This is a genomic window from Pseudomonas sp. Mb7 (genome assembly GCF_054790525.1).
Genome location: NZ_CP186501.1, coordinates 2,865,652 through 2,879,468, shown reverse-complemented (window position 1 = coordinate 2,879,468; position 13,817 = coordinate 2,865,652). Strand labels below are relative to the sequence as shown.

The 13,817-nt window shown below is 59.5% G+C and carries 9 protein-coding genes; 4 read left to right on the top strand and 5 right to left on the bottom strand.

Translation table 11 applies throughout. The annotated features are described in order from the left end of the window. Nucleotides 1–81: 81 nt before the first annotated feature. Together ACOYXH_RS13060 and ACOYXH_RS13055 are read right to left on the bottom strand one after the other, a co-directional pair. Nucleotides 82–399: an SCP2 sterol-binding domain-containing protein gene (locus ACOYXH_RS13060; protein WP_095126376.1), complete on the bottom strand. Its 318-nt coding sequence runs from the start codon at nt 397–399 to the stop codon at nt 82–84. Nucleotides 400–448: 49 nt separating this feature from the next. Then, complete coding sequence (locus tag ACOYXH_RS13055; RefSeq protein ID WP_095047836.1) at nt 449–1,159, bottom strand: histidine phosphatase family protein; 711 nt, start codon at nt 1,157–1,159, stop codon at nt 449–451. 204 nt (nt 1,160–1,363) lie between these two features. On the opposite strand from ACOYXH_RS13055, the gene sohB reads away from it, so the two are divergent. Beyond that, complete coding sequence (sohB, locus tag ACOYXH_RS13050; protein WP_095047835.1) at nt 1,364–2,395, top strand: protease SohB; 1,032 nt, start codon at nt 1,364–1,366, stop codon at nt 2,393–2,395. Between the two features lie 62 nt (nt 2,396–2,457). Here the strand turns inward: sohB and ACOYXH_RS13045 are convergent, their stop codons facing one another. Both ACOYXH_RS13045 and ACOYXH_RS13040 read right to left on the bottom strand, forming a co-directional pair. Continuing rightward, nucleotides 2,458–2,952: a DUF934 domain-containing protein gene (locus ACOYXH_RS13045; RefSeq protein ID WP_093430863.1), complete on the bottom strand. Its 495-nt coding sequence runs from the start codon at nt 2,950–2,952 to the stop codon at nt 2,458–2,460. Next, nucleotides 2,936–4,594, bottom strand: coding sequence for a nitrite/sulfite reductase (locus tag ACOYXH_RS13040; RefSeq protein WP_095126375.1), 1,659 nt, complete (start codon nt 4,592–4,594; stop codon nt 2,936–2,938). Before ACOYXH_RS13040 ends, ACOYXH_RS13045 begins: the two co-directional genes overlap by 17 nt. 525 nt (nt 4,595–5,119) lie before the next feature. Between ACOYXH_RS13040 and ACOYXH_RS13035 the strand changes: the two genes are divergently transcribed. Next, nucleotides 5,120–6,193 (top strand): ABC transporter substrate-binding protein, encoded by a 1,074-nt coding sequence (locus tag ACOYXH_RS13035; protein WP_095047833.1) that lies wholly within the window; start codon nt 5,120–5,122, stop codon nt 6,191–6,193. 5 nt (nt 6,194–6,198) lie between these two features. Here the strand turns inward: ACOYXH_RS13035 and ACOYXH_RS13030 are convergent, their stop codons facing one another. Continuing rightward, on the bottom strand, nt 6,199–6,417 hold the full coding sequence (locus tag ACOYXH_RS13030) for a DUF2970 domain-containing protein (protein WP_016983294.1): 219 nt from the start codon (nt 6,415–6,417) through the stop codon (nt 6,199–6,201). Between the two features lie 148 nt (nt 6,418–6,565). Here ACOYXH_RS13030 and ACOYXH_RS13025 point away from each other — a divergent pair, with 148 nt between their 5' ends. Both ACOYXH_RS13025 and ACOYXH_RS13020 read left to right on the top strand, forming a co-directional pair. Next, on the top strand, nt 6,566–7,816 hold the full coding sequence (locus ACOYXH_RS13025; RefSeq protein ID WP_460413256.1) for a dermonecrotic toxin domain-containing protein: 1,251 nt from the start codon (nt 6,566–6,568) through the stop codon (nt 7,814–7,816). 8 nt (nt 7,817–7,824) lie between these two features. Next, entirely contained in the window at nt 7,825–13,776 is a 5,952-nt protein-coding gene (locus tag ACOYXH_RS13020; RefSeq protein ID WP_460413255.1) for an NEL-type E3 ubiquitin ligase domain-containing protein, read from the top strand. Nucleotides 13,777–13,817 lie beyond the last annotated feature (41 nt).

Here is a 13,817-nt window from a genome sequence, read left to right as displayed (position 1 = left end):
CAGCGTGCCGCAGTTCCTACAGGGCCGAAACGCAAAAATCCCGCCACTGGGGGCGGGATTCTTGTGTCACTGAACGCGCTATTACGACGGGAACAGCTCGGACAGTTTCATCGACAGCATCATGTCGCCTTCAACGCGCAGTTTGCCGCCCATGAAAGCCTGCATGCCGTCGGTTTCGCCGCTGACGATACCTTTCAGGGTTTCGCTATCCAGTACCAGCGTGCAGTTGGCGTCCGGGTTCTCGCCTTCCTGGATATCGCAGGTGCCGTCTTTGACGATCAGCGAGTACTGCTTGTCTTCGTCAGTGATGTTGAAACCGAAGACCAGATCCAGACCGGCAGCAGCGGCTGGGTTGAACTTGGCTTGCATTTCTTTTACGGCATCGGCTACGGAGGTCATGGTTCGATCCTTATGGGTTGATTACAGCAAGGTTCACAGTTAACCGGACTCAGCGGAAAGTGATGAGTTCCGGTGCCTTCAACAGCTGCAGGTGTGCATGACTGTTGAAGGAGGCCAAAGCCACCTCGCGACCGCGGAACTTCAGCTGGTTGAGCGAGGTGTTGACGATTTGCCAGTTCAATTCAAAGGCCTGTCTGGCAGGCATTTGCGTAATGAGGTGGAGCAGGGCGGTGATGGTGCCGCCGGAGGTGAACACGGCGATTTTCTGTTTGTCGCCGGCCTGTTCAAGGATTCGGTGTAACCCGGCCTGAACCCGTTCGACGAAACCCAGCCAGCTTTCCAGCCCCGGGGTGTCAAAAGTGCCGGCCAGCCAGCGCTCGATGATCAAGGCGAAAATCCGTTGGAATTCGCCACGGTTCTGTGCGGCGTTGCGCAGGATGTCGAGGGCTTCCGGCTCGTCCGCCAGCATGTCCGGGAGCAGCGCACGAATGACCGCGTCGGCATCGAATTCGTTGAACGCAGAATCGGTTTCCAGGGTCGGCACCGGCAGGCCTTTGGCGGCGTATTGCGCCAGCGCGCTGGTGGCCGTGTGCTGTTGGCGACGCAGGTCACCGGCGAGGCAGCGATCGAAGCTGATGCCCAGTTCAGCGAGGTGCTGACCGAGGATTTCTGCCTGACGCACACCGGTCGGCGACAGGACGTCATAGTCGTCTGCACCAAAGGAGGCCTGGCCATGTCGTATCAAGTAGATGCTGCCCACGTCCGCGTCATCCCGGTACGTTGAAGGTTGTGGCGAGGTTATGAGGATGACGGGTAGCTGTCAATGAAAAAACATACGCTTGTTTGAAATGCCCGTTACAGGGGTGTTGCCAGAGGTTTCACGGCTGGCCGACAAGCCGACGCATGGGTATGCTGGAGCCATCCCGCGTGTGTCTCACATCCGCGCATCGTTTAAGGAGTCTTTGTGGAGTTTTTCACCGAATACGCCAGCTTCCTGGCCAAGACCGTCACCCTGGTAGTCGCCATTCTGGTGGTGCTTGCCAGTTTTGCCGCATTGCGCAGCAAGGGGCGGCGCAAATCGGCCGGTCAGTTGCAGGTCAGCAAACTCAATGATTTCTACAAGGGCCTGCGTGAGCGCCTGGAGCAGACGTTGCTCGACAAGGATCAGCTCAAGGCTTTGCGCAAAGGCGAGGCCAAATCCGAGAAAAACGCGAAGAAGCAGAAGAAACAACCCGACACCAAATCGCGTGTGTTCGTGCTGGATTTCGACGGCGACATCAAGGCCTCGGCCACCGAAAGCCTGCGCCATGAAATCACCGCACTGCTGACGCTCGCCACGCCAAAAGACGAAGTGGTCCTGAGGCTGGAAAGCGGTGGCGGCATGGTTCACAGCTACGGTCTGGCATCCTCGCAATTGGCGCGGATCCGTGAAGCCGGCGTGCCGTTGACCGTGTGCATCGACAAGGTCGCGGCCAGCGGCGGCTACATGATGGCGTGCATCGGCGAGAAGATCATCAGCGCGCCGTTTGCGATTCTTGGTTCGATCGGCGTGGTTGCACAGTTGCCCAACGTCAACCGCTTGCTGAAGAAGCACGACATCGACTTTGAAGTACTGACCGCCGGCGAGTACAAACGCACCCTGACCGTGTTTGGCGAAAACACCGAGAAGGGCCGGGAGAAGTTCCAGGAAGATCTGGACATCACCCATCAACTGTTCAAGAACTTTGTTGCGCGTTATCGCCCGCAACTGGCCATCGATGATGTGGCCACCGGTGAAGTCTGGCTCGGCGTCGCGGCGCTGGATAAACAACTGGTCGATGAACTAAAGACCAGTGATGAGTACCTGGCCGACCGGGCGAAAAAGGCTGAGGTCTACCACCTGCACTACGCCGAGCGCAAAAGCTTGCAGGAACGTATTGGCATGGCCGCCAGCGGCTCGGTCGACCGCGTACTGCTGAGCTGGTGGAGTCGGCTGACCCAGCAGCGCTTCTGGTAATTCGAGCAGGCATAAAAAAACGCCGGTCACATGACCGGCGTTTTTTTGTCCGCAGCAAACCTTCAGCGGCGACGGAACAGCGGCAGCGGTTCGTCGGTGGCGGCCTGATAGGTCACCGAAAAGTCCTTGAGACCTTCCAAAGCTTCGTACGGGTCTTTGTCCGCACGCACGGCAAAGGCGTCGAAACCACAGCGGTGCATGTAGAACAGTTGATCGCGCAGCACGTCACCAATCGCCCGCAGTTCACCTTTGAAACCGTAACGGTCGCGCAGCAGGCGGGCGTTGGAGTAGTTGCGGCCGTCGGTGAACGCCGGGAAGTTCAAGGCAATCACCTGAAACTCGGCGACGTCTTCACCGATTTCCTCGGCTTCTTCGTCGGCGTCCAGCCACACACCCAGACCACCGTCGCGAGCCTTGAGCATGCGACTGTGTTCACGCCACAGTTGCAGCGGCACGATCAGGTCGTCGCAGTTGCTGATCTCGTCGATGTTGAAATCCTTGGGCAGCAAGTGCCAGGTTTCGTCGACGACCGCGTTATTCTTAATGATTCGCTGCATAGACGCGTTCCTTGAAGAGGTCGATGCCAATACGCTGGTAGGTGTCGATGAAGCGCTCGTCTTCGGTACGTTGTTCAACGTACACGTCGATCAGCTTCGAGATCACGTCCGGCATGGCTTCCTGGGCGAAGGACGGGCCGAGGATCTTGCCCAGGCTCGCATCACGGCTGGCACTGCCGCCGAGGGAGACCTGATAGAACTCTTCGCCTTTCTTGTCCACCCCGAGGATGCCGATGTGGCCGACGTGGTGGTGACCACAAGCGTTCATGCAACCGGAGATGTTCAGGTCCAGTTCACCGATGTCGAACAGGTAGTCGAGGTCGTCGAAGCGACGCTGGATCGACTCGGCAATCGGGATCGACTTGGCGTTGGCCAGCGAGCAGAAATCACCGCCAGGGCAGCAGATGATGTCGGTCAGCAAGCCGATGTTAGGCGTGGCGAAACCGCCTTCACGCAGCTCACCCCACAGGGCAAACAACTGGCTTTGCTCGACGTCGGCAAGAATGATGTTCTGCTCGTGCGAGGTGCGCAGTTGACCAAAGCTGTAGCGGTCGGCCAGATCGGCGACGGCGTCGAGCTGTTTGTCAGTGATATCGCCCGGGGCAACGCCGGTTGGTTTCAGCGACAGGGTCACGGCCACGTAACCCGGCTTTTTGTGCGCCAGGGTGTTGCGGGTGCGCCAGCGAGCGAAGCCTGGATGTTCTTTGTCCAGCTCGGCCAGTTGCGCGGTCTGGTTGTCCAGCGCCTTGTAGTCCGGGTCGACGAAGTGCTTGGCGACGCGATGCAGTTCAGCCTCGGTCAAAGTGGTCTGGCCACCGCGCAGGTGTTCCATTTCCGCATCGACTTTCTGTGCGAACACTTCCGGCGTGAGCGCTTTGACGAGAATCTTGATCCGCGCCTTGTATTTGTTGTCGCGACGGCCGTAGCGGTTGTACACGCGCAGGATCGCGTCGAGGTAGCTCAACAGGTCCTGCCACGGCAGGAATTCGTTGATGAACGCGCCGACCACCGGAGTACGACCGAGGCCGCCACCGACCAGCACACGGAAACCCAGCTCACCAGCGGCGTTGTGCACCGGCTCAAGGCCGATGTCGTGAACTTCAATGGCCGCACGGTCAGCGGTCGAACCGTTGACGGCGATCTTGAACTTACGCGGCAGGTAGGCGAATTCCGGGTGGAACGTGGTCCACTGACGAACGATCTCGCACCATGGGCGCGGGTCGATCACTTCGTCGGCAGCGACACCGGCGAACTGGTCGGTGGTGACGTTGCGCAGGCAGTTGCCGCTGGTCTGGATCGCGTGCATCTGCACGGTGGCCAGTTCAGCCAGAATGTCCGGGATGTCTTCCACCGCCGGCCAGTTGAACTGCACGTTCTGCCGCGTACTGATGTGGGCGTAGCCCTTGTCGTAGTCGCGGGCAATCTTGGCCATCATGCGCGTCTGACGCGAAGTCAGCTGGCCGTAAGGCACCGCCACACGCAACATCGGCGCGAAGCGCTGGATGTACAGGCCATTTTGCAGGCGCAGGGGGCGGAATTCTTCTTCGCTCAGCTCACCTGCCAGATAGCGTCGGGTCTGATCACGGAACTGCTTGACGCGGTCCTCGATGATCCGCTGATCGTACTCGTCGTATACGTACATATAAGTCCTGTTCTCAGGCTTGGGCCATTCGGAGTAGCACTGCGTTTTCGCTTGCTGGAGTCCGATTGTGCCTCTGCAATTCTGCGCGCACGGCCGCGCACTCCCTAACGGAGCCGGGGCAATATACCCGTTTGCAGTTATGCGCAAAAGTGATGTTTGAGTATATGTAAAGAACCAAATCGCCTAACGAGAATGGCTGTCAACTAACCCACATTTGTCGTGCGGACAATCATCGTCTTAACTGTGGTCGAGTCTTTCTGCAATCACCGACAAAACCGACAAGAGGCGATGCAATGAGCAATCCGACCAAGGCAAGAAAAAGCGACAACAGTGTCGATGCGTGGGCCATTTTGTTCCTGATCATTCTCGTAGTAGGGACAGCGGTATTCTGGGTCAGTCATCAGTAAACGACCCATCCGGGCCCGCTTCCGACAGATTGTCGGACAAAAAACGGGATCAGGCATCAATAGCCGGTGGAACGCGGGCTATAATGCGCGGCCATTTTTCCTTGGGCCTGGATGCTTCATGTTCAAGTTTGTCCACATCAGTCTTCTGTTGTTCGCCGCGCTGTTTCAGACCGGCGCGCGGGCAGAGTCTGTGCTGTTTTTGAATCCGGGCTCGACGCAGGAAGCGTTCTGGGTCAGCTATTCGCAATTCATGCAGGCGGCCGCTCATGATCTGGGCATCGATCTGCAAATTCTCTATTCCCAACGCCAACCCGAACTGACCCTGGCTCAGGCGCGCATTGCGTTGCAGGGGCCGAATCGTCCCGAGTACCTGGTGTTCGTCAACGAACAATACGTCGCCCCGCAAATTCTGCGCCTGGCCGAGAACAGCGGCGTGAAGCTGTTTATGGTCAACGCGGCGCTGACACCTGACCAGCAAGCGCTGGTCGGTGAGCGGAACGACCGCATCGGCAGCCTGGTGCCGAACGACGAGGAGGGCGGTTACCTGATGATGAAGGAACTGATCCGTCTGCACCCGCCGACGCCCGCTGCTGAGCCGATTGAAGTGTTGGCGTTCTCCGGGTTGAAGGTCACCCCCTCGGCACAATTGCGCGAGCGCGGCATGCAGCGGGCGTTGGCCGAACACCCACAGATGCGTCTGCGGCAATTGGTCTACAGCGGCTGGACCCAAGAGCGCGCCTATGAGCAGGCCAAACAGCTGTTTGCCCGTTACCCGAAGGTGTCGCTGGTGTGGTCGGCCAATGATGAGATGGCCTTCGGCGCGATGCGCGCTTACGCCGAGACCGGCAAAGTCCCCGGCAAAGATGCCTTGTTCAGTGCAATCAATACCTCACCGGCGGCCTTGCAGGCGTTGGTTGACGGGCGTTTGAGCGCGCTGGTCGGCGGGCATTTCACCCTGGGCGGCTGGGCGTTGGTCGAGTTGCATGATGTTGAGCAAGGCGTCGATTTGAATCACTACGGCGGCCGTGACCGGCAGATTCCCTTATTGCAATTGATCGACAAAGCGCACGCCCGGCAAATGCTGGCCATGGGCACGTCGCCTGACTACGGCGTGAATTTCCGCAAGCTCTCGGCCAAGGGGCAACCGGCGTCGTATCGCTACCCGTTCACCTTGCAGACCCTGATGCGCTGACCGCGTCAGACCCCGGCGAAATGCAGCACCAGTTTGACGATGGCAAACAGCGTCAGCGCAAACACCGCCGTGAACAGAATGCCCAGCATCACGAAATGGCTGGGTTTGCCATGGGTGAAGTCCCTTGCCCGGTTCTTGCCGCTCTGCACCCCGAACGCCGCCGCCATCACGCTGTGCAGCATCTGCCAGAAGGTCGGCGGTTTGTTGTCGACTGGATCGTCCATAAATCCCTCCGCTGAAAGTTGTGCCTCTCAAGCATAGTCAAATAGCGCTCGGCTGTTCGCAGACACGTCGTTACAACTGCTATAACCCTGTACCGCTCAACCCACCGATACAAGTGATGTGCTGTCGCTCCATTTATAGGAGCAATGTATGTCCCCCGATTTCCTTATTCCTCAAGCCACGGACAAGCCTGCACCACCGCCTGCTACCGAGAGCCTGCACGGGCCTTTTCTGGAGGCTGCGGTGCCGCCATGGCTGATCGGTGCTTCTGCCCTCAGAAAGGCCGAGTTCAAACAGGCGAGGACCGTCCTGCCGCACTGGTATAGCGCGATGGCACCGGCACAACGTCGTATTTTGCATGAAACCTACAGACACAGTTTCAGCACGCAAACGCGATTGGACCAGACCATGGCGGCGTTCAAGGACATTGATGCGTTCGCCCGACCCATGCTGATGCAGGCGCTGAAAAGCCGTTTTCAGGTCGAGGTTGATGTCGACAAAACCCTGTTATGCCTCCGGCGACCCATACGCGCCGGTATCCTCGGCGAGGAAATCGGAACTTACGAATCCTTGACGCTCCCTTTGCTGCAGGCTGCGCTGCACAACTTTGAAAGTGACGAATGTCGGTACGGGGCGTTTCACCACAGCTCCGGGTTTGCAATCCAGAACCCTGCCACGGAGGTCCACACGGCTGTGCCGGTAAACGTGTCGGTCAGAAACTTTCTTGGCCTGTGCCGTGAACTGGATATCGGTGCGAAGTATCAGGCCTATCTCGATTCGTTTTTCCATCCCAAAAACCCCAAGGCCGAGGCGAGGTTGCGCCGGCGGTTCATTGCCAGCCAAAAATCAGCCATGCGCGCGGCGGCTGATCGAGCTTTGTTGACCAAGGACATTCTGCCGGAAGACCACGCGATGATCATTTCTGTCATCAGAGGTGAGCGACATCCCAGAATCGGTCGCAATCAGGTCTGGTTTCAGGACCTGGGCCTGATGAGGCACAGGTTGGTGGGGTGTGTTGCGTTCAAGATCGCCGAAAGGAATCGCCCCACCGAGGCAGTGATTCTTTACGTGCCGAATGATCCCGTACATCCGCTGAAGCGCTATACCGGCACGCAAATGCAGAGCACCTTCAAGCGGCTGCTTACCGCTCGCGTTCAAGGGCAGTCGCCAGACATCGGTCCGACGCCTTACCAGCGGTTTTTGAGCCAGTTCTTGCCCTACGAAAAACGTCCTTACTATTTCAGCCAGTTCGTGAAGGTTGCCGACTCTGCGGCCGATTGGCTGACGTCGCCCTGGCGCAAAATACTGGAAGTCACACTGACCGCTGTCGAGATCTGGAAAACCTCACCCAAATACGAGAAGAGGGTGCCGGAGCCGATCCTTATATTGCCGCCACGTTGAGGCCTCACGTGCAGGCTTTTCCCTGGGCTGCCAATTCCGACCTTTGGACCTATCTCTACGAAAAGCACCGCGAGAAGGTCTTCGCGGATGCCCGCTGCCACGCGGTTCCAACCGCCGACGCGGACGCCAGTGCACGAAACGCCAAACTGTCAGGCCTGCTGCAATTCGGACTCCTGGCGCTGAATGTGGCGTCGATGTTTGTGCCGGTGTTGGGCGAGATCATGCTCGTGGTGATGGCTGGCCAGTTGTTGTTCGAAACCATCGAGGGCGTGGTCGAATGGAGCGAGGGTGACAGGCACGCCGCCAAGGCGCACTTGGTGGATGTGGCGGAAAACCTCGCGCAGATCGGTGTAATGGCGGCTGCCGGCGCGGGTTTCAGATGGCTGACGGCGGTAAAAGCGGAGCCGCTGATGGAGCAACTGCACCCCGTGACTTTGCCCAGCGGCGAAACCCGATTGTGGAAGCCCGACTTCACTGGCTATGAACAGCACCTTACGTTGAGTGGATCAGTGCGGCCGAATGCACAGGGGCAGTACCGGATCGACGGCAAAATCTGTTTTCGCCACGGCGGAAGGTTCTACGAGCAGATACTCGACGAGTCAACCGCTCAATGGCGGCTCAAACATCCCACAGATGCCGACGCTTACCAGCCCGTCCTGAGTCATAACGGTCAGGGCGCCTGGCGGCTGGCGCTGGAACAGCCGATGAACTGGGAGCGACTGACACTGCTGCGGCGCATGGGGCACATCACCGATGACTTCAGCGATGAATCCCTGCTGATGCTGGCCGATATCAGCGCCGTCAGTGACAACGCCTTGCGCAAAATGCACATGGATCATCTGCCGCCACCTCCCGAATTGCACGACGCGATGCGTCTGTTTCGCGCCGATAGGGGAGCCAGGCAAATGATCGAGCAACTGCGCGGAGCGAGGCCCATTGATGAGGGGTATCTGTACGCACTGCCGTTGGTCACCGAAATGCCACACTGGCCGGCCGATCGGATACTGGAGTTTTTCGTCGGTGCCGAGGGCGAAGGATCGTCGACTCGGTACGGTGCGCAGACAACCCTGCCCGGGTTTGATCCCAAACCGGTCATCCGTATCAGCCGTGCGCAGGTATTGAACGGAGAAATGCCTGCGCGAATTCTGGCAGCGCTGCAGGAAAACGAAGTAGGCCAGCTACTGGGCCCGGCCGACGCGCAGTTTCGTCCAGCGAGGCCAGACGCATTCAGTCGCAGGCTCGCCGATTATGCCCATACACGTCAGTCGGCCATTTTCGACAGTCTTTACAGAGGCAGCGAACCGCTCGGCATACGTGGGCGCATGCTGCAGCGTGAATGTCCCGGACTCAGCGATGCGGCCGCACAGGATGTGCTCGATCATGCAACGGCGGCGGAACTGGCCCGAATGGACGCTAACGGGCGATCCCCCTTGAAAATGCTCGAAGAGGCCCGCTGGCATGCTCGCCAAGGCCGCCAGGTTCGTGCGTTCGCCGGTTTGCACAGCGAGACCCTGGCTTCAGCAGACAGCCGAAGGCTGGCACTGTTTGCTCTGGAACAGTTGCCAGGATGGCCGCAGACATTGCGCCTGGAAATTCGCGAGGGCAGCACAACCGGCGCAGTGCTCGACAGCGTCGGTGAGCCAGCAGCACCGGTCAAACGCTATCTGGTCAAGAATGGGCCTGCTTATCAGGCCTTTGGTGATCGCGCAGAAGCGCTCAGCAGGATGTCGGGTGCAGAGGACAGTTTCTATCATTCGCTCCTGCAGGCGCTGCCCGATGACATACGCCTGGCCATTGACTTGCCGGAAGGAAGCCCTGGCAGCGAACTGCAACATAAAATTATCGGCTCGGCCCATGCTCATCGGCGTCAAGCTGCGCACGTTCTCGCGCCGCAAGCCAAAGCGTTCAAACCACCGGTGCGGGTGAGCGCAAGGCTCAAGGGCTATTATGCCAGTGGCCGTGGCCCAAGCCTTGCGCCATCGCTGGAGTCACGGGTGGCGCATCTCTATCCGGAGGCACGGCAGGCCGAGGCGTTCCTCACCCAGCAACGCGGCAGAAGTAATGCACAGATCTTCCGCGAACTGGAATTCCGTCGGTTGGATTGGGAAAGACTCGATACCACCCTTGAGCAATGGCAGGCCGGCCCGACCGGGAGTCGGGCTGCGCTGCACAGGGCGCAAGTTGCTCAGGCACTCAGAAATGCCTGGCGCAATGGCCCGTTGGCCGGGCAAGTGGTGGAAGCCGGGCGTCTCTCGCTGGTATGCGATACGCCGTTGCCTGCGCTCTCCACACGTTTTGCCCATATCAATGAACTGTCCGTGGCGGGGCTGGGCATAACGGATACCCATGCGGACGGTTTTCTGGTGGCCTTCCCGAATGTCACGGATTTGTCGATCGGCGAGCTGGGGCAACAGACTGATCGCCCCACGTCTGTGGCCGGCGCGCTGACGACCCTGCCGGAGGCGGTCGGCCGGATGCCCGGACTGACCCGGCTGCGTTTTTCCACCGATGCGGCGTTACTGGCGCCAGGCTTTTCTCAACGGCTCAGCTCGCTTGTCAGGCTGGAAGCGCTGCGCATCGATTATTCAGGAGTCGACTCAGCCACCCTGCATGAACTTGACCTGACGCCCTTGACCCGCCTGCGCAGCCTGCGCATTGACGCGCCCCGTGCCTTGTGGCGATGGCCCGCGTACGTCGAGCGCCTTGAGCATCTTGAGCGTCTGGATTTGACGCATACGTTGATAGAGACGCTGTCCGAATCGCTGTATCACGATCACGAGCAACTTTGGGCCGGGCTGGCGCTCGACTGGTCGAGGGTGACCCCGGCGACCTTCCGGCGCGCTTACGAATACGTCAGCCAATATTCCGGCCCACTGGGCCACCTGCTCGATCTGCATCAGATGGTCGGCGAGTTCTGCCGCGCCGAGCTCGATACGATGGCGCCAATGCCGAGTTTCACTGACCCGTTATCCGAAGCGTTCAACGCGACCTGGGTGACACCGCAGGCAAGAGTTACCGCCATCGAACAGCTTCGGGCGGAGCATGAAGCCATTTTCGCTGCGTTCTACACACCTGCCTTGCGGCATGGAACACGCTATGCTGCCCTTCGGCGGCAATGGTCCATGGGGCCCAACGCCGACGTTGTGAACGCGCTCAAGACCAACTGGTATGGCACGGTTCGCCAACGGTACGGCCTGACCGCCAACGTGGCGACATTTGAACTGCCGGTTACCCGATCAGGCCAAGCCGTATTGACGGCTGCAGACTTGATCACCGAGTTGCCGCCACTGCCGGCAGGCAGTTTCTCCCACGTGCGTACACTGCGCCTGGGGAGGCTGGACGTCCCCATTGAACAGGCTCGGCACTTTCTCCGCGCATTCAGTCATGTCGAATCACTTGAATTCAGCGGTAATACCTTCACCGAGCTGCCCTTTGCGGCGGATGAGCTGTCAGCGCTGACGCATCTGGATGCATCGGGCAACAGGATTGAGGTAACGCCTGTTGTGCAGCGGCAGATCAACGGGTTGCAGCGTCTCAGTAGGTTGAATCTGAGTAACAACCCGCTGGGCAACATCGATGTCAGCCTGTTGAGCCGATTGCGTGCCCTGGGCCTGAGATCGACGCAGTTGCGTGCCTGGCCCGCCGGTGCCGAAAACCTGCCTCGGTTGGCGTGGCTCGACCTGCGAGACAACCGGATCTCGTCACTGCCACCGTCGGTGTTGACCCATCCCGACGCGCTGATGAGAGCCAACCTGGCCGGTAACGTATTCAGTCCTGAGGGTGAAGCAAGCCTGCACGGGGCGCTGCAGCGAATCGAGCAGCAAAGGGGCCTGGGGCCGGGCACGCTGGCACGATTCGCTGCAGAACCGGTGCCGGAGCTTTTCCCTCCTGCGGAAACAGGCTGGTCGTTTATCGACCTGATGTTATCGCTTCCAGAAGCCGCGACGGTGCTTCAAGGGCAAACGGGGCCCTCGGCGCAGTTGCAACGTTTGACTCGCATCATGCCGGTCGAGCAAGCGCGACTTCACTTGCAGAATCTGCGGGCGTCGGGGGCGAGCGATGCGCAGATCGAAGCACGGATCACCGAATGGCAGCACCTTTGCGAGGCATTGGTCCGTCGAGCGAATGACTGGCTGTATACCCGCGAAGTGCGCACGGACACGTACAGGATCAATGCGCGAGACCGATCGGTCGCGGCGAGGCGCCTCTTCGAAGCCTGGCTGGACGGACTCACAGAGCATGTCGACAGAGCCCGGCTGGACCTGGATTTCCAAGGCCTGCAAACCGGTGATTTGCCGGAGCTGGCAGTTCCGATCCCTGCAGTCAGAACGCTGGATCTGAGCGGTGTGGGCATGACCACACGGGGTTCGGACGGGTTTCTCAGGGCTTTTCCCCACGTCGAAATCTTGTATATCAGTGGCAATCCCCTGGTGTCGGTGCCTGGGCCGGTCCTGCGGATGCAGCATCTTGAACGCCTGGAGATGCAGTATTGCGATCTCGCGGACGCGACGGACCTTTACCCGTTGATGGCCCGTGCGCGCCTTCGCAGGCTGGATGTCGGCTACAACGAACTTCGGGTATTCAACCCGCCCGACTTTGGCGCCGTCCAGACTCTGGACTTGCGCTATAACCACCTGACCGCATGGCCTGGCCGTGTATTCGAGGCGCCGCAGTTGCACAGCTTGGACCTGAGCGGCAACGAACTCACCCACATTCCCGGGGAATTGTTCAACGGCGAACACGAGCGTCTGATCCAGGGGACCAATCTCTCCGAGAATCGACGCTTGTCCCTTTCTGCTTTGCAGGACATGCGCCGCTATGCGCGTGAGCAGTCGGCGTTGCACGTGCTGGGAATGTCACGCCGAAACATTGAGACGATGATCGACACACACCTTTTCGGCGATCTGTTCGGTGGCGCAGAACCGGTCGGCATTCCCGAAGACGCCGCCGGCAATGTGGACTTGGACGATCCTGACGCCGCTGTGCTGCCTGTCGAAGAGGTCCTGGATCCGGTCAACGATGTGGCACCGAGATCAAGAGATCCGTGGCTCCAGCACAGCGATGTGACGCTCGCGGCTCGCAGAGCGGACATTTGGGGGCAACTGGCGCGAGAACCCGATCACCAGCGTTTTTTTCAGCTGCTGCGTTTGTTGCGCGACACGGACGACTTCCGGCTGGTACCGGCCGACCTGACGCGCAGAATGTGGGATGTCATGCAAGCAGCCACGGAGAACAGCGAATTGCGCCAGTTGCTGTTTCTCGGCGCTGAAAGCCATGGCACGTGCCCGGACGGGCGGATTCTGACATTCAGCGATCTGGAAGTGCGGGTGTCGGTGTATCGGGCACTGCACGACATCCCGGTGCATCGGATGGCGCTAAGGGGCCGGGCGTTATTGCGTCTGTCCCGGCAATTGTTTCGTCTGGACAGGATCGAGACGCTGGCTGACGCCGCAGGGCGGGGCAGGGATCGTGCCGAGGTGCGCCTGAAATATCGCATCGGTCTGACCGGCGGTTGGGGCGATGGGGTGGATCTGCCCGGGCAGCCGACATACATGCTCTATGACGTACCCCTCAGCGGTGAACTGCTGAATCAGACCCGGGCCTCGATCCTCGAGGCGGAACGAACTGACGCACTGCCACTGAGCATGATCGCCCGCGATTACTGGATCACCTATCTGGAGGAACGCCTTCCGCTGGAGATGCAGGCGATAGACTCCGCGGTTGATCAGCAACGCCAAGAGCGCTGGAGTGTGTTGGATGATCGACTTTCTCGGGGTGAAATCGATGCGCGACAGTACGATCGGGAACTGGAAGATTTGGGCAAGGCGATGGAACGGCTGCTCACCCAGAAACGGCTCGAGCTGACACGTCGGGAGATCATCGATCTGCAGAGTTTTGCCGATGAGGCCGAAGAAGGTGATCGAGTCACGCCGAAACCGGGACCATCGAGCCGCCCTTGACGGGGGCAGACTGGCGTTGAAGATTGCGCCGTGAGTGATAC

Bases quoted from the DNA above. Each gene is read 5' to 3' on its own strand.
- ACOYXH_RS13030 (WP_016983294.1), bottom strand. From the start codon at position 6,417: ATGGACGATCCAGTCGACAACAAACCGCCGACCTTCTGGCAGATGCTG.
- ACOYXH_RS13060 (WP_095126376.1), bottom strand. From the start codon at position 399: ATGACCTCCGTAGCCGATGCCGTAAAAGAAATGCAAGCCAAGTTCAAC.
- ACOYXH_RS13040 (WP_095126375.1), bottom strand. From the start codon at position 4,594: ATGTACGTATACGACGAGTACGATCAGCGGATCATCGAGGACCGCGTC.
- ACOYXH_RS13045 (WP_093430863.1), bottom strand. From the start codon at position 2,952: ATGCAGCGAATCATTAAGAATAACGCGGTCGTCGACGAAACCTGGCAC.
- ACOYXH_RS13025 (WP_460413256.1), top strand. From the start codon at position 6,566: ATGTCCCCCGATTTCCTTATTCCTCAAGCCACGGACAAGCCTGCACCA.
- ACOYXH_RS13035 (WP_095047833.1), top strand. From the start codon at position 5,120: ATGTTCAAGTTTGTCCACATCAGTCTTCTGTTGTTCGCCGCGCTGTTT.